We start from the raw sequence: 18,813 nt of genomic DNA, 5'->3' as shown, positions 1-18,813 counted from the left end.
AGATCAGTTCGGGATCAGGTCAGGAACGATGGTTACAATCGACGGGAAGAACCACAGGATTGCGATGCCCACAACCTGAATGATCACGAACGGTATGATGCCGCGATAGATGTGGCCAGTGGTGACCTCTTTCGGCGCAACACCCCTGAGATAGAACAGCGCAAATCCGAACGGAGGCGTCAGGAACGAGGTCTGCAGGTTCACCGCCACCATGATGGTCACCCATTTCGGATCAAACGATCCGCCATAGATCACGGGGCCCACGATCGGGATCACGATGTAGATGATCTCAAGGAAATCCAGCACAAAGCCAAGAATGAACAGCACCAGCATCACGATCAGGAAGACCGTGAATTCATTATCAAAGCTGCGCAGGAACTGCTGGATATAGTGCTCTCCACCAAAGGAAATCACCACCAGGTTCAGCAGTTGCGATCCGATCAGGATGGTGAAGACCATCGACGTCACCTTCGCTGTCTCACGCACCACCGGTGTCAGAACCCCACTTGAGAACAGCACCCAGCAGCCGTAGATCAAGCCGAACAGCGCATAGAGGTAGGCCGAATAGGCGATGATGAACGCGATCCAGCTTTCAACCGAAACATTGCCCTGATTGATGCGCAGATCAAAGTTCACTCCCATCACCAGTGCGATGATCACTGCGAAGGTTGACCAGATGATCACTTTGCCCGACCGGTTCTGATCCTGAAGTTTCCGATAGGCCGCTAGCATGATCGCTCCACCCGCCCCCAGTGCCGCAGCCGGCGTAGGGTTGGTGACACCGCCAAGGATCGAACCCAACACCGCGATGATCAGCACCAGCGGTGGGAAGACCACACGGATCAGATCATTGGTCGCGCAACGGGCGGCAGCTTCTTTGCACCCATGCATTGCGAGCGCAAAAGGTATGGCGAGTATCAGGAACGTAGCCCCGGACGAAGTCGTTGGCGCGATCAGCAACACGTCGACCAACAGCATCAGCACCAGGCCAATCGCTCCGACGATCAGAGGCTGCGGCGCTTGCGACGGTGCGATTCCGCGACCCAGTACCAGTGTCAGACCCAGCAGTACCACAATCACGGCGACACCGTTGCCAATTGGCGCTGCAGCGGCGATCTTGGCCTCTTGCGCAGCAGCCAGTTCCTCTTCGCTCAGACGCTGGGCTTCGGACGAACCACCTGCTTCGTCAATCGCTTCCTGCTCGGCCACGGCCTGGTCCCAGGCTGATTGCCCATGCAGTTCGATCATCGAAGCCTTACACTCTTCGGACACGTTCGTGCGCAGCGAGGCGCCCTGCCCGATATCCGTAAATGCCGAGACTGAGATATTCTGGCTGCCAATCACTCCCGCGCTTCCCAAAAGCACCGCGCCAACAATCAGAGCAACCGGAGCACCCAGCAGCCAGGTCAGCCCTTCCGAGCGCGTGATGGTTTCACCCGAGCCTCCCGACAATTCAACAGCCGGGGCCTTTTCCGGGTTCAACAGCGCATATCCAAAGGCATAAAGCGCGTAGAGCAGCGCCAACATGATCCCAGGCAGCAGCGCCGCCTGGAACAGTGTACCCACCGAAACAACTGCAGGTTCGCCCAGATAGGTCAGCGCGTCGGTGCACCCGGCCTCAACCGCGCGTGTTTCCTGCGCGGTCGAATAGAGGTCACCAGCCAGTGTACCTAGCAGAACGATCACGATGGAGGGTGGAATGATCTGCCCCAACGTACCCGAGGCCGCGATCACACCTGTCGCCAATTCCGGCGAATAGTTGTTACGCAGCATGGTCGGCAGGGCCAACAGTCCCATGGTAACAACGGTCGCGCCGACGATTCCGGTCGAGGCAGCAAGGAACGCGCCCACGACCACAATCGAGACCGCAAGGCCACCGGGCAGCGGGCCAAAGACGCGCGCCATCGTGGTCAGCAGGTCGTTTGCAATTTTTGAACGCTCCAGCGTGATGCCCATCAGAACGAACATCAGCACCGCCAGCAGCGTCTCGATCGACTGCCCGGCCAGAACACGTTCGTTCATGCGGTTCACGATGAAGGAAACATTCCGGTCCAGCGCGGTTTCCCAGCCTTGTACAAAGACCGGCTCGGCGATCCTTGGCAAATCCGGGTATCGGAACACGGATATCACGTCAGGTTTGACGCCAGAATTCACCACGTCGCGGTAGGCTTGCGAGCCGGTGTCGATCGCCTGGTGGATCAACAGTCCGGCACTATCCAATGCAGCGATAATCCCGAACGAAATCACCCCGGCCCCACCGATGGCAAAGGCCACGGGGAAACCCGAAAGAATGCCTCCGAAGAGGCAGAAAAATACAATAATGAGGCCTATCTCGACGCCATCAAGTCCGAATAGCATTGTCTGGTTCTCCGTCCCTAATGCGCGCCTTCGTAGGCTTCTTCACCCTCGCCAAGGCTGTCCTTGTCGAGGTATTTTCCTTCACTTTCCGGCCCTTCCACGTATTCCAGATACGAGCGATACAGGAACGCAATCGCGTGCAGGAACACCATGGCGGCAAAGGCCACCAGCAGGATTTTGAACAGGAAGTAGGCGTTGAACCCGTTGGGACTAAACCCGATGGTTTCCACGTTCCAACGCAGCGCTCGGGACTTGGCCACAAGCCTATCCAGCGTGTCACTGGCCGAGGGTTTCGGCACGATCAGGTGCCGCCACATGAAGTACCATCCATACATCCAGGTCAGAACGGCCATGGGCATCATGAACAGAACCGCCCCGCACATATCAACGACGCGTTTGGCCTTGTGACTGATGCCCGCATAAATCAGGTCAACGCGCACATGGCCGCCCTGCACGAATGTGTAGGTGCAGCAAAGGCACACAACCATCGCGTTGTAGAGTTTAAGTTCTTCGGCGAACCAACTGATATCCATTTGAAAAGGGATACCCAGCCCAAAGGACATATCCGGCCGTGTGAACACCCGCTGCATGAATACGATAACGATCTGCTGAATTACCATCAGCAATCCCGCCCACGCAAAGAAGCGGCCAGTGGTATTGGCGAAGCCCTCGAGCCCGCGCACCATTCCCCACATGAAGTTCCGATAGTAAAGACCAATGGCCGTCAGCACCAGAAACAGCGCGAAGATCACGAAGAAGAACTCGACAGACCCGCCATAATAAACAAAGCGCATGATTGCTTCTTTGTTCGACCAGTCCAGCCAGAGCTGCGGATGCGTGATGGCGTATCCGAAATTATAGAAGGCTTCGGCAATGTTCTGAATGAACCAGACCAGTCCATTCCACAGGGCGCCGAAGAACGAGATACCGTTTTCGTCCTGCATGTTGTCCCCAGGTCGCATCGGTTGCACGTTTGGTTATGACGGCATGTCCGGGCCGCTTATGTGCAACAGGAAAGGCTCCCCCGCTGACGGGGGAACCGATTGCATTGAGCGGATTGCTTAGCCGCGTACGCGGTCACGCTGCGAGGTGTAGACACCCGACGACAGGTTGTTCCATGCCGACGATGCTGCCATCGACTCCATGGCGCTGTCGTGAATGCGCTTGAACAGCTCATCACCCATGTTTTCATCCAGAACTTCTTGGCTGGCTGCGCCAAACGCGTCCCAAACGCTGTCCGGGAATTCCATGACCTTGACACCACCGGCCTGCAGACGCTGCAGCGCTGCGCCGTTGTTGGCCAGGAATTGTGCCAGGTTCCACTGGTGGCACTCGGCAGCTGCGATCTCGATGATCTTCTGCTGCGCGGCGGACAGGCTGTCATAAACCTCGCGGTTGGTGGCCAGCGACAGACCCGCACCCGGCTCATGGAAGCCCGCAGTGTAGTAGGTTTTGGTGATTTCCTGGAAACCCGCTTTTTCATCAGCCCAGGGACCGATCCACTCGGTTCCGTCAATAGCACCGGACGACAGCGCCTGATACACTTCCGAACCCGGAATGTTCTGAACGGATGCGCCCAGTTTGCCCAGCGCCTTGCCGCCCAGACCCGGCATACGGAATTTCAGGCCGTTAAAGTCTTCGGGGCTGTTGATCTCTTTCGAGTACCAGCCACCTGCCTGCGCGCCAGTGTTACCGGCCAGGAAGGATTTCAGGCCGAAGATTTCGCCCAGTTCATCATGCAGCTCCATGCCGCCGGCATGGTAGTACCAGTTCACCAGTTCCTGCGCGGTCATGCCGAACGGAACAGCGGTGAAGAACGCATAGCCCGGGTGCTGACCCACAAAGTAGTAGTCTGCCGCGTGGTACATATCGGCCTGACCGGACGATACCGCGTCAAACACCTCAAACGCACCAACCAGTTCACCGGCGGCTTTGATTTCAACGTTCAGGTCGCCATCCGACATTGTGGTAATGCTGTCGGCGCAACGCTGCGCGCTGTCGAACACACCTGCGAGGCCACGGCCCCACGAGGTGACCATAGTCAGCGTGCGCTTGCCTTGCGCATAGGCGGGCGCTGCCAGCGTGGTGGCTGCAGCGGCCGAGCCGCCCAGTGCTGATGTTTTCAGAAACTTACGACGATCCATATGAGTGATCCTCCCCTTCATATTCATTCCCCGGGTGATGCCGGGTCGATCGTTTCTAGTGCGCGTTAGCCTAGTTCCACACACATGAATGTGAATACCTACTACTACGTAGCCAGTCGGGTTTTTCCACATTCAAAAGCACAAATCCGGTTGATTTTACCCGCTCGCGCCCAAATCACTGTGGCCGAGCACTGTGTTCTTCCAAATTTTTTGCAATTTGCCGGCAGCTTGCGTATCGATTCGAACATGGGAGGAATCCGGAACCTAATCTCGCTAACCTATGCGCAAAAACTGTCGCTGGTTGCCGCAATCCCGCTGATCGCAGCGGTTGCGGCCATTGCAATGGTGGTCGCTTATGAATCGCGCGCGACCGCCGAGAGTGAGATACAGGCCCTCGAGCGCCGCCTGATCGAAGCCAAAAAAGAAGAGCTGCGTAATTACGTGACCCAGGCGCGGAACGGGTTTGCCTATATTTACGGTCGCGCCTCCCCGGATGACGAAATCGCAAAAAACCTCGTGACCCAGATTCTGTCGGCGATGATTTACGGCAAGGACGGGTTCTTCTTTGTCTATGACTATGACGGCAACAACCTCGTCAGCCCGCGCCAGACTGAATTCATCAATCGCAACTGGGCCGATCTGACCGACAGCGATGGCACCCCGATTGTGGATGAGTTCATCACGCTCGCCCGACAGGGCGCGGGCTGGCACAGCTTTATGTGGCAAAAACCATCGACCGGTGAAGAGGCTCAGATGATCGCCTATGTTGTTGGCCTGCAGGACTGGCGCTGGGTGGTGGGCACGGGTGTGTTCATCGATGACATCGTCGCCACCGTCGCCAATGCCCGGGCTGAGGTTGAGGCGCGCGTGCAGCGCACATTCCTTTATATCGGAGGCATTGTTCTGGCCGCTGTTCTGATCGTCTTTGCCTCGGGCATGTTGCTGAACTTCCGCGAACGGCGGCTGGCTGATGCCAAGCTTAAAGAACTGACACAGCGGGTACTGGACGCTCAGGAAGAAGAGCGCGGGCGCGTCGCCCGCGAATTGCATGACGGCATCAGCCAGATTCTGGTTGGCGTACGCTATGCTCTGGACAACGCCCGACGACGTCTGATCCGCGGGAATGACGAGTCGGCGCAGGAACCATTGCAAACAGGTATCGACAATCTGGCAACCGCCATCACCGAGGTTCGCCGCATCAGCCGCGACCTGCGTCCGGGTGTTCTGGATGATCTGGGGCTTGGGCCAGCGCTCAAGGCTTTGACCGACGATTTCAGTGAACGCACGGGTATTGAAACCGATTTCTCAACCGTGGTGTTCCGAAACCGATTGGATCAAGACAGCAAGATTGCCCTCTACCGTATTGCGCAGGAAGCCCTGACCAATATCGAGCGCCACTCGGGAGCAACTCGTGTTACCATTGACCTGCGAGGTCATAAGAAAGGCGCCACGATGCGGATTACGGACAATGGTCGCGGGTTGCGGAACGAACCAGGCCATGTCAGCACCGGAATCGGGCTACGAAACATGCAGGAACGGATCGAACAGCTTGACGGCACTCTACGCATCCTCTCATCGCGCGGCGGGCGCAGCGGCACCGTGATTGAGGTCAGCTTGCCGCTCAGTCATATGCTGCCACCACAGGAAGACCCAACGCCAAAACGAAAGGCCGGTATCTGATGTCCGGCTCAATCATCCGGGTCCTTATTGTCGACGATCACCCCATGGTCGCCGAAGGCATTCAGTCTCTGCTGGAAAGCTATGATGAGATCGAAGTTGTCGGCACACTTTCCAACGGACAAGAAGCTGTCGATCGAGCAACCCACCTGCAGCCGGACGTGATCCTGATGGATCTCAATATGCCCGGCCTGAGCGGGTTGAACGCCACCGAGATCATTTTAGAGCGCCTGCCCAAAACCCGCGTTCTGATCCTGTCGATGCATGACAGTCCCGAATACATCTCAACCGCGCTCAGCCACGGCGCCAAAGGCTATATTCTCAAGGACGTTCCCACCGAAGAGATCAAGCAAGCCATCGATGCCGTGATGCGGGGCGAGCGGTATCTTTGCACCGGGGCCAGCGGCTCGCTGGAGCCCAAGGACGGCAACACGCGCGAGGCGCTGACCGGCCGGGAACAGACAATCCTGCTGGAATTGGCGCAGGGTAAATCCAACAAAGAGGTGGCACTGGCGCTGGACATTTCGGTGCGCACGGTTGAGACGCATCGCAAGAACATCAAGCGCAAACTTGGCATCTCCTCCACCGCCGGCTTGACCCGCTATGCCCTGGAGCATGGCGTCCTGCAGGGCACCAGCCCCGGGCTATGACCGCAGCGCGAAACGCGCTGCCCGGCCCAACCGAAGGAGATGTGCCAACGGCACATTGAAGTCGGGCGGGAGCACTACCCGCTGCCGCGTTCACTGATATCTTCACCAAAGAACACCAAAGTCCCGTCTTCATCGAGGACATGAAATTCGCGCTGCTGATAGGGCTGATCGAATGGCGGGCGCACCCGCCCTTCAGGCAGTTCCTCCAACCCGGGGCGCAGGATTTCGAACAGGCTGTCGATTCCTTTGACGTCAACATAGAACGACTGCTCATCCCCCAATGCGCGCCCATCCTGACGCGGTGGACATTCCAATAATCGGATCGCCACAGGATCACGGCGCAAAAAGGCATAATTGTCCTGCCTGAATGTGCAGGAAAACCCAAGCCGCCGAGTGTAGAACTCAATCTGCGCGTCCAAAGAAGAACAAAGGACAAATGGTGTAAGTTGTAATATCTGCATCAAAACAGCCCTCTTCCAACCTCGGGCCCGAGACTAGCACAAATCAGTCAAGCAGTTGATCACCCCGCAACCCTTCACGCTCATAATGATGCGGCAGCACACGGCCATAGAGTTGACGGGTCCGCTCCACCCCACCACACATGCCTTCGGTTTCGACAAACGAAAAGATACCAACATAGCGTTTCCGTTGTCCTTCAACCGGCGCTACCCGGTGCAAGGCATAGCGCCCCTTGAATATCTGCAGGTCGCCCGGTTGCAGTTCCAGTTGGTGTACGCCCCTCCTGCTGCCATCCAAAATCGCAGCGACGCCCTTGAAATTCTCGTCTTCACTGGTCCGCAGATTGGGTGCGTATTCGAATGCACCGCCCTCCTCGCCATTCTGGATTGCCAGCGTCACGGTGTAATTATTGGTGTCAAAATGCCACGGAAAGCCGCCTCCCTTCTCGACCACATTGATGATCACATCCGCCAACGGGTCATCATATCGGAAGAACCGATCCTCCGGCTCGTTCAAAGCCATGCGGATGAAAGGCATGAAACCTTCATACTCATAAATACGCCGCAGCGGGCTTGTGACAGGGAAGTTGTCAGCCGGAACAAAGGCGTTGGATCGGTCATAAAACCGTCGGATTGGATGACCGATCCCGTAACTGGGATCATCCTGCGTAAAATAGGCATTCGTGCGATTGAACGATCGATGGGCTTTGGGAGCGACGTGATCGGCCTCAGCGATCAGTTTCCCAAGGCCATCTTCGTGCACAAAGCCGGGGAGGACCGCGCATCCATCAACTTCCAGGTCCCGCCTCAGGTCCGCGATCAGCTGCCTGTACCCGTATGAATCAGGCCGATCGATCGGATAGCGCCCCAGATCCACAAGATCGTGCAGCATGTCTGACCTCCCGATTTAGCGCTGTTTTCACCAGCCTGCCTCAGCATCGGGCGCTGCTCTGGTCTGTTTCAGACATAGGCCTGACGCAATCAGACCACTGTTGATCGCCCGATCGCACGCCAATTTACGGCGAATTTTCGCGGATATTTCTCGACCTGCGTCATTTTGCGCAACAAAATATCAAATCCCACGATTCCAAACTTACAATATTTTTGTATTTGCCTGTTGACGCCCCTTCCCCTCAACCATAATGTCCCTGCACGCAAAGAAGGAGCCTCTGGCGATGAAAGCGCTAGTCGTAATCGTAGGAAACACGCGCATGGGCCGGTAACGGTAAACCATAATCGAACCCATGCGCCTCCGAAAATCTCGGGGGCTTTTTTTTGGCAACACGCAAGACACATGTCGCGAACGGAGCAAAGCAGATGACACGTGAGATGACCGGCGCAAAGATGGTGGTTCAGGCCCTCAAGGATCAGGGCGTGGACACGGTATTTGGATACCCCGGTGGCGCCGTCCTACCGATCTATGATGAGATCTTTCTGCAAAATGACATCCGTCACATTCTGGTACGGCATGAGCAAGGTGCGGTACATGCTGCCGAAGGCTATGCCCGCTCGACCGGCAAGCCGGGCGTTGCCTTGGTCACATCCGGTCCTGGCGCGACCAATGCCGTGACCGGCTTGACCGATGCGTTGTTGGATTCAATTCCGATCGTTGTTCTGACCGGTCAGGTTCCGACCTTCATGATTGGCTCTGACGCCTTTCAGGAAGCAGACACTGTGGGCATCACGCGCCCCTGCACCAAGCACAACTGGTTGGTGAAGGATACGGACTCGCTGGCGGCGACTATGCACGAAGCCTTCCATGTGGCCACATCGGGTCGCCCCGGCCCCGTGCTGGTCGATATTCCGAAGGACGTTCAGTTTGCCTCGGGAGAGTATACAACGCCGAAACCGTCAACTTCCCATTATCAGCCGGTATTGAAAGGCGATTTGGAAGAAATCACGGAACTTGTTGCAGCAATCGAGACCGCGAAGAAACCAGTCTTCTATACCGGTGGTGGCGTTATCAATTCTGGTCCAGCTGCCAGCCAGCTGCTGCGCGAACTGGTGGATGCAACCGGCTTTCCGATCACTTCGACTCTGATGGGGCTTGGGGCCTATCCGGCCTCGGGCGAAAACTGGATCGGCATGCTTGGGATGCATGGGCTCTACGAGGCCAACATGGCGATGCATGATTGCGATCTGATGATAAACATCGGCGCGCGATTTGATGACCGTATCACCGGCCGGATCGATGCGTTCTCGCCGAACTCAATCAAAGCCCATGTAGATATCGACCCTTCGTCGATCAACAAAGTTATCCGTGTCGACATCCCAATAGTTGGCGATGTTGCCCACGTGCTTGAGGATATTCTGAAAGTCTGGAAAGCACGCGGTCGCAAAACAGACGCTGCCAATATCAAGCAGTGGCAAGACCAGATTAACGAATGGCGCAACGTCAACTGCCTTGCCTTCACAAACAGCGAGAAGACCATCAAGCCGCAATACGCGCTGCAACGGCTTGAAGAGCTGACGAAGAAATATGACCGCTATGTCACGACCGAGGTTGGACAGCACCAGATGTGGGCGGCGCAATACCTGGGATTTGAAGACCCCAACCGCTGGATGACTTCGGGCGGGCTGGGCACTATGGGCTATGGTTTCCCCGCCTCGATCGGTGTGCAAATGGCACATCCCGATGCGCTGGTCATCAACGTGGCTGGTGAGGCCTCGTGGCTGATGAACATGCAGGAAATGGGCACGGCCGCGCAATACCGCCTGCCCGTGAAACAGTTCATTCTGAATAACGAGCGGCTTGGAATGGTACGACAATGGCAAGAACTGCTGCACGGCGAACGCTATTCGCATTCGTGGTCCGAGGCCCTGCCTGATTTCGTCAAGCTCGCTGAAGCCTTTGGTGCCAAGGGTATCCTGTGTTCCGACCCGGCCGATCTGGACGACGCGATCATGGAGATGATCAATTACGACGGTCCGGTCATCTTCGACTGCGTGGTCGAAAAGCACGAGAATTGCTTCCCGATGATCCCATCGGGCAAGGCCCACAATGAGATGCTGCTGGGCGAAGCCGAAACGCAGGGCGTGATCGATAGCAAGGGGTCGGTTCTGGTTTAACAAAATTCGACTAACTTTATCGGGCGCAGGATGGCGCCCGGCTCTCTCAAGATCATGAAAGGGACATGAATGTCTGCCCTGCAAATCAAAAAAGGTGCAACCCGCCATTCTGCATATAACCTACGCCCGACATTCTCGGACATGCAGGAACAACACACGATCGCGGTGCTGGTTGAAAACGAACCGGGGGTTCTGGCCCGCGTAATTGGTCTGTTCTCGGGTCGTGGCTATAATATTGAAAGTCTAACGGTTGCTGAGGTTGACCATACCGGGCATCTCAGCCGAATTACCATCGTCACCACCGGCACCCCGCAAGTGATCGAGCAGATCAAGGCGCAGCTTGGACGCATCGTGTCGGTCCGTGACGTGCATGATCTGACCGTCGAAGGTGCTTCGGTCGAGCGCGAGCTGGCGATCATAAAGGTTGTGGGTGAAGGCGATAAACGGGTCGAAGCCCTGCGACTGGCCGACATTTTCCGGGCCAATGTCGTCGATAGTACGCTGAATTCGTTCATCTTCGAGATCACCGGTGCACCGGACAAGATCGATGCCTTTGCCGATCTGATGCGCCCTCTTGGCTTGATTGAAATCGCCCGTACCGGAGTTGCAGCCCTGTTGCGCGGTGACTAAGCCCCATTTCCGCCCCGGGACTGAATTCATTCTCGGGGCGGCGGCCTGCTTGGCCATTGTGCCCTGCTAACCTCAAAAAGGCTTAATGCGTTCATCAAATATGAGCAACAGCATGAAAAAGATCATGCAAATAGGCTGAAAGCCTATTGATTTTGCTTATCATCAGACTAGCCTGTGACGCGTAGCGAGGCGCTTTGCAGCGCCCGTTGGGGTCAACTTTACGATTTCTGAATACTGCGCGGCCGCTGTGCCGCCGCAAACCTGTTTTTGCTGAAGATACAAACGGAAATCTGGGACAGAAGTGACCGACATCAATCGCAGCCCCGCAGAATTGCGCAGCATGTTCGGAGCCAACCTTAGGCAGCTCGCAAACAGTTATCGGTCGGTTTCAGAGCTTTGCCGCCAATTGGGTATCAATCGAACTCAGTTTAATCGCTATCTGTCAGGTGAAAGTTTTCCCAGGCCGGATGTGCTGGACCGGATGTGTCGATTCTTCGATATCGACGCGCGTATCCTGCTGAAACCTTTGGATGAAATAGAACCGGTCGCCGCTCATCCCGCATCAGAAATCATCGATCGATTTCTCGTCACCGGGTCAGAAAAAACTATGGCGACCGGATTTTATCACGCCGCTGAGGCCTCACCAAACCGACGCGAACCAACACTTCACCGGCTACTGTTTATGCGCCGCATTCGGCATTGCACCTTGCTGCGCAGCTATGAACCCTTGTCGCATATGCCGAAATGCTCCGCGCCCATGCGTGAGGTTCAGGGCATCGTTTCTCACATCGGCGGACAAGTCTGCGCATTGATGTCCCGGCCCGGCGCACAGGATTGCAGAATGATGGTTCTGAACCTTCCGCCTGAATGGGCACCTCAGGAATGGTCGGGTTATGTGTATCGGTTGGCCGGTGGCAGTGGATCCGATGTAAGACGGCTTACGCTGCATCACCTTGGGCATGATTTGTCCGCAGCACTGCAATCGGCACGAAAGGCGCACAATTCATCAGGGCCTGACTTAAACGGACAGATTTAAGAGGGTGTCGGCTGAGCAGCCCCGGACGGATCGTTGTCCAAGATCAAGCGATAAAGATGCCAGCTGGCATGCCCCAGCAAAGGCAGGACGATAAACAGACCCAGGAACCAAGGGATCATCGCCAAAAAAGTGATGATCGCGATGAAGGCCCCCCACGCCAGCATCACACCCATGTTCGCTTTGACATAGGCAAAGCTGGTGATCATCGCGGTCACAAAATCCAGCTCACGATCCAGCAGCATAGGAATCGACAGCACGGTGATCATGTACAGAATGATTGCAAATACGGCCCCGACCAGTGTGCCCAGTACCAACATGCTCAGCCCATTCGTGGTCAGGAACACCTCAAATGATGTTGAAATATTGGTCATCGTCGACAGCCCCATGAACAGGGCAAAGATCATGTGGCCCAGAAAGAACCAGAACAGAAAGATCACCACGATAATGGCGCAGATCGACGGCAGTTGCCTTCGGCTTTGCTGTATGACCACGCCGAAGATCGCACCGGGATTCAACGGCTCTCCCTGTTCCAGCCGGTGCGAGACCTCATATAATCCCACGGCAGCAAACGGCCCGATCAGGGGAAAGCCGATCGCGGCCAAAACCAGCCAGAACGACGTTCCCGTCTGCAGCGTGACCCACGCCATCAGCCACCCGGCCAGCACATAGAAGCCCGCAAACAGAAGCCCAAAAAGCGGCGCGCGGCGATAATCCTGCCACGCTCGACGCAGTGCCTCTTTCAGCATCGCGGTATCAACGGGTTTCAGCGTCGGCACACCAAAGGGTTTGTCCATTCTTGTTTTCTCCTCCCGGGCGGTTGTTCTACATGGCGGGTCGTTTCTGAGGCCAAAGCGTTGCAGAATGATATGCCGCCCCAATCGACAAGATCCGCGCATCTGCACCACGCGGACCGAACAGCTGCATTCCCATTGGCAGCCCTTGTGGTCCAAAACCGACAGGCGCACCCAGACAGGGCAACCCTAAAAGGCTAACGGGTGTCACGACCTGCATCCAGCGATGGTAGGTATCCATCCCCTGCCCCTTGATTTCGGTTGGGTACGGCGTTTCGAGCTCGAACGGCCAGACCTGCGCTGCGGGCAACACCAAGGCGTCATAGTCTTCGAAAAGCTCCACCGCCCGCTTGTGCCAGTCAGACCGGTTCACACTGGCCCGGTGCACATCCATCGCGCTGAGCGCCAGGCCGCGCTCCAACTCCCATTGCGCGGTGTCTTTGAGTGATGATTTCTTCTTGGCCAAAGGCTCCAACCCTGCGGCCACTGACCAGGAGCGCAGAGTAATCCAACTGTCCCAGATCAGGTCCGCGTCAAACGGGGGGGCAAGCGCCTTAACGCGCGCACCGCGTTCTTCGAAAACGTGCAACGCATCGCGGCATAGCGCGAGGATACCCTCTTCGCACGGAAACGCCCCACCCCAATCGCCCAACCAGCCTATGCGCAGCCCTGTCAGATCAGCCGCTTGAACGGGCAACACGCGCTCGACCTCTGTGCTTAAAGGCATCCTTGAATCAGGGCCGGATATGACGTCAAGCAATAGCCCGATGTCTTCGGGGCTGCGCGCCATAGGCCCCAGTGTTGAAAGCTGATGCAGATAACTGTCCCCCACTGGCTCAGACGGAACGCGCCCCCAACTTGGCCTGAACCCGTATACGTTGTTCCATGCGGCCGGGTTGCGCAGGCTGCCCATCATGTCCGAGCCGTCCGCCAGCGCCAGCATTCCCGTCGCCAACGCCACTGCTGCACCGCCCGACGAACCTCCACAGGTTTTCGTGGGATCATAAGGGTTGCGTGTTGCACCATAGACAGGATTGAATGTGTGCGAACCCAGTCCGAATTCCGGCGTGTTGGTCTTACCGATCAGAATTGCCCCAGCAGCCCTTAGCCGGGCGGCCAGTAGATCGTCAGTTTGCGGCACATGATCCTTGAACAATGGCGAACCCTGCGTCGAAGTGATCCCTGCCACATTTACCAGATCTTTCACCGCTATCGGCAACCCGTGCAGCGCGCCGCGAGATGACGCGGCATCCGCCGCCCGCGCCTCGGCCATCAAAGCGTCTTCATCCCGCAGCGCGACAATCGCGTTTACCTCACCGTTCACCTGGGCGATCCGATCCAGCGTCGCGCGCATCAGTTCTGCAGCTGAAAGCTGTCGGCGGGACAAGGCGTCAAGGATGTCCGTCGCGGATGCTCTGGTCAAATCCATGCGGGTTGGTCCTTTGGCTGCTCGTCATCAGCCTAGCGACGTGCTCGGACCATTTAAAGCCACTGTTTAAATGTATCTTTTTAGAATTTCGCGAAGAAGAGCGGCGCAAGAGCGCGCATCATCTGATACTGAGGTCGATCCGCACATTGCTATCGCGGCCCAGCACATTCTTCAGACCAAAGACGATCATCATCAGACTAAGCACCAGCCACAACCCGCCCCACATCATGGTGGTTCCGCCGAATTCTTCAGCCAGCATATATGCATCTGATCGCAATCCCGCGCGTCGGATCGTGTCATCGAAAATGTCAAACGGAACGTAGATCATGCTGGTCAGCCCGATGACCCGTAGAATCAGATCACACAGGTTGCGGTTCAGGAACCACGCGGTGGCCAGCATCACCGCTCCACAGCCCGCGCTGAACGCCATGGCAAACGGTTCCCGGATATACAGGAGCGCAACAATCAGCATGACTCCCCCAAAGAGACCAAGCGCAGCCTGATCGGCATTGGTGCGCAGGGCGATCATCAGCAGGCCCATCCCAAGCATCAAGGACCCAAGATATCCCGCTGACAGACTGACAAACCGATTGCCTCCTCGGCCAATAACCAGGCCACCTTGTTGTGGAGAGACCGAGAAACTTTCAACCGAACCACCGGTCAGGATAATGGCACCGGCATGCGAAAGCTCATGCAGGAACACAACCAGGATTTTCAAGGGAAGCACCAGCATCGTGTTCCAGAACACAAACACCAACGCGACAATTGCGATCAATTGCCAGTGGCCCTTGATCAGGTTCATAGCCGAGGTCAGGGACTGCCGCAATTAGCCCTCGCCCTGTGCCTCGGACCGGCTTTTGCCTGAGACATTCAGGGCCAGTGTCGCCGCCATGAAACCATCCAGATCGCCATCCAGCACACCCTTGGTGTCCGATGTCTCGTGATTGGTCCGCAAGTCTTTGACCATCTGATAGGGCTGCAGCACGTAAGACCGGATCTGGTTGCCCCAGCCCGCATCACCCTTTGCTTCGTGGGCGGCGTTGATCTCGGCGTTTCTGCGATCCAGCTCTTGCTGGTACAGCCGGGACTTGAGCGCCTTCATGGCAATATCTCGGTTCTGGTGTTGCGATTTCTCGGAACTGGTCACCACGATTCCGGTTGGAATATGCGTGATCCGAACGGCCGAGTCCGTCGTGTTCACGTGCTGACCGCCCGCGCCGGACGAGCGATAGGTGTCGACGCGGATATCGGCCGGGTTCACCTCAATCTCTATATTGTCATCCACCACAGGATAAACCCAGACCGAACTGAACGAGGTATGACGCTTGGCCGCCGAGTCGAACGGAGAGATACGCACCAGACGGTGCACGCCACTTTCCGATTTCAACCAGCCATAGGCGTTGTGGCCAGTTATCTTGTAGGCGGCGGACTTGATCCCCGCCTCTTCCCCCGCTGTCTCGGATTGCAGTTCGACCGTATAGCCTTTTTTCTCGGCCCAGCGGACATACATCCGCGCCAGCATCGAGGCCCAGTCGCAGCTTTCCGTACCGCCCGCGCCCGAGTTGATCTCAAGGAAGGTATCATTGCCGTCCGCTTCGCCATCAAGCAGCGCCTCAAGCTCTTTCTTTGCGGCCTTGGTCTGCAGCTTTTTGATCGCTTCTTCGGCGTCGGTCACGACCTCTTCGTCCTCTTCCATCTCGCCCAGTTCGATCAGCTCAATATTGTCGCTGAGATCGGTCTTGATAGATTCGTAGGTCTCGATGGCATCGACCAGCAACTGCCGCTCGCGCATCAATTTCTGCGCGTTCTCGGGATTGTCCCACAAGTTCGGATCTTCAACACGCGCGTTGAATTCCTCCAACCGGTGCGGCGCTGTTTCATAGTCCATGCGCTGCGCCAGCAGCTCCAGCGACTTTTCGATTTCCGCCACGATATTCTGGGTTTCGGCGCGCATGGTCAGGTCCCAACTTGCTCAATCAGGTGTGCGTGATAGCAAGAGGTGCGAGGCACCACAAGACGACTGAGCCGGGAAACTTGGGCGGATCAGTAAAGCCCGCCGCCCTGCAGATCGCCCTGGCTGGCATTGGGGCCAACCGTGATCGTATCCCCGGTTGAGGTGGTCACCTGACGGCCCGAACTTGCCTCTTCAAACAACGGCAGGTCAGATCCCATCGCGAAGCCACCGTCATAGACGCGATCGATAAAACCATCCACGCCATCACGGAAATACTCGGCGACCACATATTCTCCACTCGCGTCTTCTGGCAGGCGCGCGCCGCTGAAACGGTCAATCTTGATGAAATGGCCACCCGGAGGCACCTCGAACGGGCCACCGCCGTATTTCTCGACTGCTTTTTCCATAAAGCTTTGGAACACAGGACCGCACAAGGTGCCGCCGTAGGCTCCTCGGCCCATCGGGCGCGGGCGGTCATAACCGATGTAGCATCCGGCCACGATATTTGAGGTGAAACCGATGAACCACGCATCCTTGGATTCGTTCGTGGTGCCGGTCTTGCCCGCTGTGGGCACGGGCAGGTTCACAACACGTGATGCAGTGCCGCGATCAACCACGCCCTTCATCATCGACGTCAACTGGTAGGCGGTGATGGCATCCATGACCTGGCTGCGATCGGTGAGGATCGTCGGCGATTCATCAGGCTCAAGCCAGCTAGAGTTACAATCGACACACTGGCGATCGTCATGGCGATAGATGGTCTTGCCGAACCGGTCCTGAATACGGTCAACCAGTGTGGGTTCAACCCGCTCGCCACCATTGGCGAACATCGCATAGGCAGCGACCATTTTGTACAGCGTAGTCTCTTCAGACCCTAGCGAGTTCGCAAGGAACGCCCCCATCCGGTCATAAACGCCAAACCGCTCGGCATAGCCTGCGACCACGGGCATTGTGACTTCTTGCGCCAGACGGATGGTCATCAGGTTCCGCGACTGTTCGATCCCGGTACGCAAGGGCGTTGGACCGTAAAACTTGTTCGTCGAGTTCTTGGGTCGCCACAGTCCCTGCGGTGTATTCACTTCAATCGGCGCATCCACAACGATCGTTGCGGGGCTGTATCCGCTGTCTAGCGCCGCTGCATAAACGAACGGTTTGAAGCTCGACCCGGGTTGGCGCTGTGCCTGAGTGGCGCGGTTAAACACGGTATCCTGATACGAGAACCCGCCCTGCATCGCCAGAACACGGCCCGAATTCACGTCCATCGCGACAAAGCCGCCCTGCACTTCTGGCACCTGACGGGCAGACCACTGCCCCTCTTCGCCAGCCATTACCAGAATGACATCGCCGCGTTCGAAATTGTCCTGGAAATTGCCCTGCATCCACTTGATGTCTTCGCGCGGGACGGTGCCATCTGCTGGGCCATCTTCGATACCAACGGTCAGGGATTGGTCGGCCACGTTCAGAACAACGGCAGGATACCACTGCGTCGGCAGCACCACGTCGCGGGGGATTTCCATGATCGCCAGCGCCTCGCGCCACTGTGCTTCATCCGCCAGCTTCTCCTCGGCGATGACCTCGCCTGTGCCGCGCCACCGCCCACGAGAGCGGTCGTATTTCTGCAGCGCCGTACGCAGGGCTTTCGCCGCTTCGACCTGCATTTCCTCATCCACCGAGGCGCGTACGGTGAAACCGCCAGTGAAAAACTCACCCTCGCCAAAATCCTCGCTCAACTGGCGACGGATTTCGTCGGTGAAATAGTCACGCGGCGGCAGTGCAGTGCGGAAGCTCTCAAAATCGCCGTTCTGAACCGAACGCAAAGGCATCTCGACTTCGGTCTCATAGGTGGCCTGATCGATATAGCCGTTCTGTTGCATCTCGCGCAGCACATAGTTGCGGCGGTTCAGCAAACGTTCTTTCTGCCGCACAGGATGGTAGTCCGATGGTGCCTTGGGCATCGCCGCCAGCATCGCGGCCTCATGCGGGGCCAGTTCCTGCAGAGTTTTGTTGAAATAGGTCTGCGCAGCAGCGGTCACACCATAAGAGTTCTGACCCAGAAAGATCTCGTTCATATACAGCTCGAGGATCTGTTCCTTGTCCAAGGTATCCTCAAGCCGGGTGGCGAGGATAATTTCCTTGATCTTGCGCTCGGCCCGGCGGTCGCCGGACAGCAGGAAGTTCTTCATCACCTGCTGTGTAATCGTTGATGCACCACGTACGGTTTCGCCCTTGGTGCGCACGGCCTCGACCCCGGCAGCAATGATACCCCGCGGGTCATAGCCCTGATGGGTATAGAAATTCTTGTCTTCCGCCGAGATAAACGCTTGTTTTACCAGATCGGGAATTTCCTCGGACGGCGTGAACAGGCGGCGCTCCTGTGCAAATTCGTCGATCAGCTGGCCCTCACCCGAGTAAATCCGGCTGATCGTCGGTGGTTTGTATTGCGCCAATGACTCGTGGCTGGGCAGGTCTCGGCCATACATCCAGAACACCGCGCCAACGACCAGCGCGGCCATAAAAATACCTAAGGTCACGAGACTGAAAATTGCCCCGAAGAACGAAAGAATGAACCGGATCACGTTACTGCCTTTTACTCGCGATGACGCCTATATAGTGTCGC

General features: G+C 56.8%; 15 protein-coding genes. 5 read left to right on the top strand and 10 right to left on the bottom strand.

Annotated features, from left to right (window positions below):
- Positions 1 to 3: 3 nt before the first annotated feature.
- The 3 genes from ACR0MP_RS03670 to ACR0MP_RS03660 form a co-directional block, all read right to left on the bottom strand.
- Positions 4 to 2,358 (bottom strand): TRAP transporter large permease, encoded by a 2,355-nt coding sequence (locus tag ACR0MP_RS03670; protein ID WP_170422169.1) that lies wholly within the window; start codon positions 2,356 to 2,358, stop codon positions 4 to 6.
- 17 nt (positions 2,359 to 2,375) lie between these two features.
- Entirely contained in the window at positions 2,376 to 3,302 is a 927-nt protein-coding gene (locus tag ACR0MP_RS03665; protein ID WP_170396594.1) for a TRAP transporter small permease subunit, read from the bottom strand.
- Between the two features lie 117 nt (positions 3,303 to 3,419).
- On the bottom strand, positions 3,420 to 4,502 hold the full coding sequence (locus tag ACR0MP_RS03660; protein ID WP_170396967.1) for a TRAP transporter substrate-binding protein: 1,083 nt from the start codon (positions 4,500 to 4,502) through the stop codon (positions 3,420 to 3,422).
- Positions 4,503 to 4,748: 246 nt separating this feature from the next.
- On the opposite strand from ACR0MP_RS03660, the gene ACR0MP_RS03655 reads away from it, so the two are divergent.
- Positions 4,749 to 6,182: a cache domain-containing protein gene (locus tag ACR0MP_RS03655; protein WP_170402995.1), complete on the top strand. Its 1,434-nt coding sequence runs from the start codon at positions 4,749 to 4,751 to the stop codon at positions 6,180 to 6,182.
- A complete protein-coding gene (locus ACR0MP_RS03650) occupies positions 6,182 to 6,829 on the top strand; it encodes a response regulator transcription factor (protein ID WP_170402998.1) in 648 nt (215 codons plus the stop codon). Before ACR0MP_RS03655 ends, ACR0MP_RS03650 begins: the two co-directional genes overlap by 1 nt.
- Positions 6,830 to 6,903: 74 nt before the next feature.
- Here the strand turns inward: ACR0MP_RS03650 and ACR0MP_RS03645 are convergent, their stop codons facing one another.
- Both ACR0MP_RS03645 and ACR0MP_RS03640 read right to left on the bottom strand, forming a co-directional pair.
- Entirely contained in the window at positions 6,904 to 7,290 is a 387-nt protein-coding gene (locus tag ACR0MP_RS03645; RefSeq protein ID WP_480885860.1) for a bleomycin resistance protein, read from the bottom strand.
- Between the two features lie 43 nt (positions 7,291 to 7,333).
- The gene (locus tag ACR0MP_RS03640) at positions 7,334 to 8,179 is read right to left on the bottom strand and encodes a HalD/BesD family halogenase (RefSeq protein WP_170422173.1); all 846 of its coding nucleotides are present in this window, start codon (positions 8,177 to 8,179) and stop codon (positions 7,334 to 7,336) included.
- A gap of 425 nt (positions 8,180 to 8,604) precedes the next feature.
- On the opposite strand from ACR0MP_RS03640, the gene ACR0MP_RS03635 reads away from it, so the two are divergent.
- The 3 genes from ACR0MP_RS03635 (at position 8,605) to ACR0MP_RS03625 (ending at position 12,022) form a co-directional block, all read left to right on the top strand.
- Positions 8,605 to 10,356 carry an acetolactate synthase 3 large subunit gene (locus tag ACR0MP_RS03635; RefSeq protein ID WP_170734867.1) on the top strand — a complete coding sequence of 584 codons (1,752 nt, stop codon included), beginning with the start codon at positions 8,605 to 8,607 and terminating at the stop codon, positions 10,354 to 10,356.
- Between the two features lie 69 nt (positions 10,357 to 10,425).
- Complete coding sequence (gene ilvN / locus ACR0MP_RS03630; protein WP_480885857.1) at positions 10,426 to 10,986, top strand: acetolactate synthase small subunit; 561 nt, start codon at positions 10,426 to 10,428, stop codon at positions 10,984 to 10,986.
- A gap of 340 nt (positions 10,987 to 11,326) precedes the next feature.
- The gene (locus ACR0MP_RS03625) at positions 11,327 to 12,022 is read left to right on the top strand and encodes a helix-turn-helix domain-containing protein (protein ID WP_170404700.1); all 696 of its coding nucleotides are present in this window, start codon (positions 11,327 to 11,329) and stop codon (positions 12,020 to 12,022) included.
- Here ACR0MP_RS03625 and ACR0MP_RS03620 read toward each other — a convergent pair.
- From ACR0MP_RS03620 to ACR0MP_RS03600, 5 genes are all read right to left on the bottom strand, one after another.
- Positions 12,019 to 12,816 (bottom strand): DUF2189 domain-containing protein, encoded by a 798-nt coding sequence (locus ACR0MP_RS03620; RefSeq protein WP_170598095.1) that lies wholly within the window; start codon positions 12,814 to 12,816, stop codon positions 12,019 to 12,021. The two genes, ACR0MP_RS03625 and ACR0MP_RS03620, sit on opposite strands and share 4 nt — an antisense overlap.
- A 28-nt stretch (positions 12,817 to 12,844) precedes the next feature.
- Complete coding sequence (locus ACR0MP_RS03615; protein ID WP_480885855.1) at positions 12,845 to 14,242, bottom strand: amidase; 1,398 nt, start codon at positions 14,240 to 14,242, stop codon at positions 12,845 to 12,847.
- Positions 14,243 to 14,360: 118 nt separating this feature from the next.
- The gene (locus ACR0MP_RS03610) at positions 14,361 to 15,068 is read right to left on the bottom strand and encodes a M50 family metallopeptidase (RefSeq protein WP_480893679.1); all 708 of its coding nucleotides are present in this window, start codon (positions 15,066 to 15,068) and stop codon (positions 14,361 to 14,363) included.
- Positions 15,069 to 16,196, bottom strand: coding sequence for a peptide chain release factor 2 (prfB, locus tag ACR0MP_RS03605; protein WP_170403025.1), 1,128 nt, complete (start codon positions 16,194 to 16,196; stop codon positions 15,069 to 15,071).
- An 89-nt stretch (positions 16,197 to 16,285) separates the two neighbouring features.
- A complete protein-coding gene (locus ACR0MP_RS03600) occupies positions 16,286 to 18,772 on the bottom strand; it encodes a PBP1A family penicillin-binding protein (RefSeq protein WP_170403028.1) in 2,487 nt (828 codons plus the stop codon).
- Positions 18,773 to 18,813: the final 41 nt, after the last annotated feature.

This window comes from Ruegeria sp. K3, from assembly GCF_056531845.1.
This window is presented reverse-complemented; position numbering and strand designations above follow the sequence as displayed.

Excerpts from the sequence above, each read along its gene's own strand:
- ACR0MP_RS03670 (WP_170422169.1), bottom strand. The coding sequence starts at position 2,358 with ATGCTATTCGGACTTGATGGCGTCGAGATAGGCCTCATTATTGTATTT.
- ACR0MP_RS03665 (WP_170396594.1), bottom strand. The coding sequence starts at position 3,302 with ATGCAGGACGAAAACGGTATCTCGTTCTTCGGCGCCCTGTGGAATGGA.
- ACR0MP_RS03660 (WP_170396967.1), bottom strand. The coding sequence starts at position 4,502 with ATGGATCGTCGTAAGTTTCTGAAAACATCAGCACTGGGCGGCTCGGCC.
- ACR0MP_RS03655 (WP_170402995.1), top strand. The coding sequence starts at position 4,749 with ATGGGAGGAATCCGGAACCTAATCTCGCTAACCTATGCGCAAAAACTG.
- ACR0MP_RS03650 (WP_170402998.1), top strand. The coding sequence starts at position 6,182 with ATGTCCGGCTCAATCATCCGGGTCCTTATTGTCGACGATCACCCCATG.
- ACR0MP_RS03645 (WP_480885860.1), bottom strand. The coding sequence starts at position 7,290 with ATGCAGATATTACAACTTACACCATTTGTCCTTTGTTCTTCTTTGGAC.
- ACR0MP_RS03640 (WP_170422173.1), bottom strand. The coding sequence starts at position 8,179 with ATGCTGCACGATCTTGTGGATCTGGGGCGCTATCCGATCGATCGGCCT.
- ACR0MP_RS03635 (WP_170734867.1), top strand. The coding sequence starts at position 8,605 with ATGACACGTGAGATGACCGGCGCAAAGATGGTGGTTCAGGCCCTCAAG.
- ilvN (WP_480885857.1), top strand. The coding sequence starts at position 10,426 with ATGTCTGCCCTGCAAATCAAAAAAGGTGCAACCCGCCATTCTGCATAT.
- ACR0MP_RS03625 (WP_170404700.1), top strand. The coding sequence starts at position 11,327 with ATGTTCGGAGCCAACCTTAGGCAGCTCGCAAACAGTTATCGGTCGGTT.
- ACR0MP_RS03620 (WP_170598095.1), bottom strand. The coding sequence starts at position 12,816 with ATGGACAAACCCTTTGGTGTGCCGACGCTGAAACCCGTTGATACCGCG.
- ACR0MP_RS03615 (WP_480885855.1), bottom strand. The coding sequence starts at position 14,242 with ATGGATTTGACCAGAGCATCCGCGACGGACATCCTTGACGCCTTGTCC.
- prfB (WP_170403025.1), bottom strand. The coding sequence starts at position 16,196 with ATGCGCGCCGAAACCCAGAATATCGTGGCGGAAATCGAAAAGTCGCTG.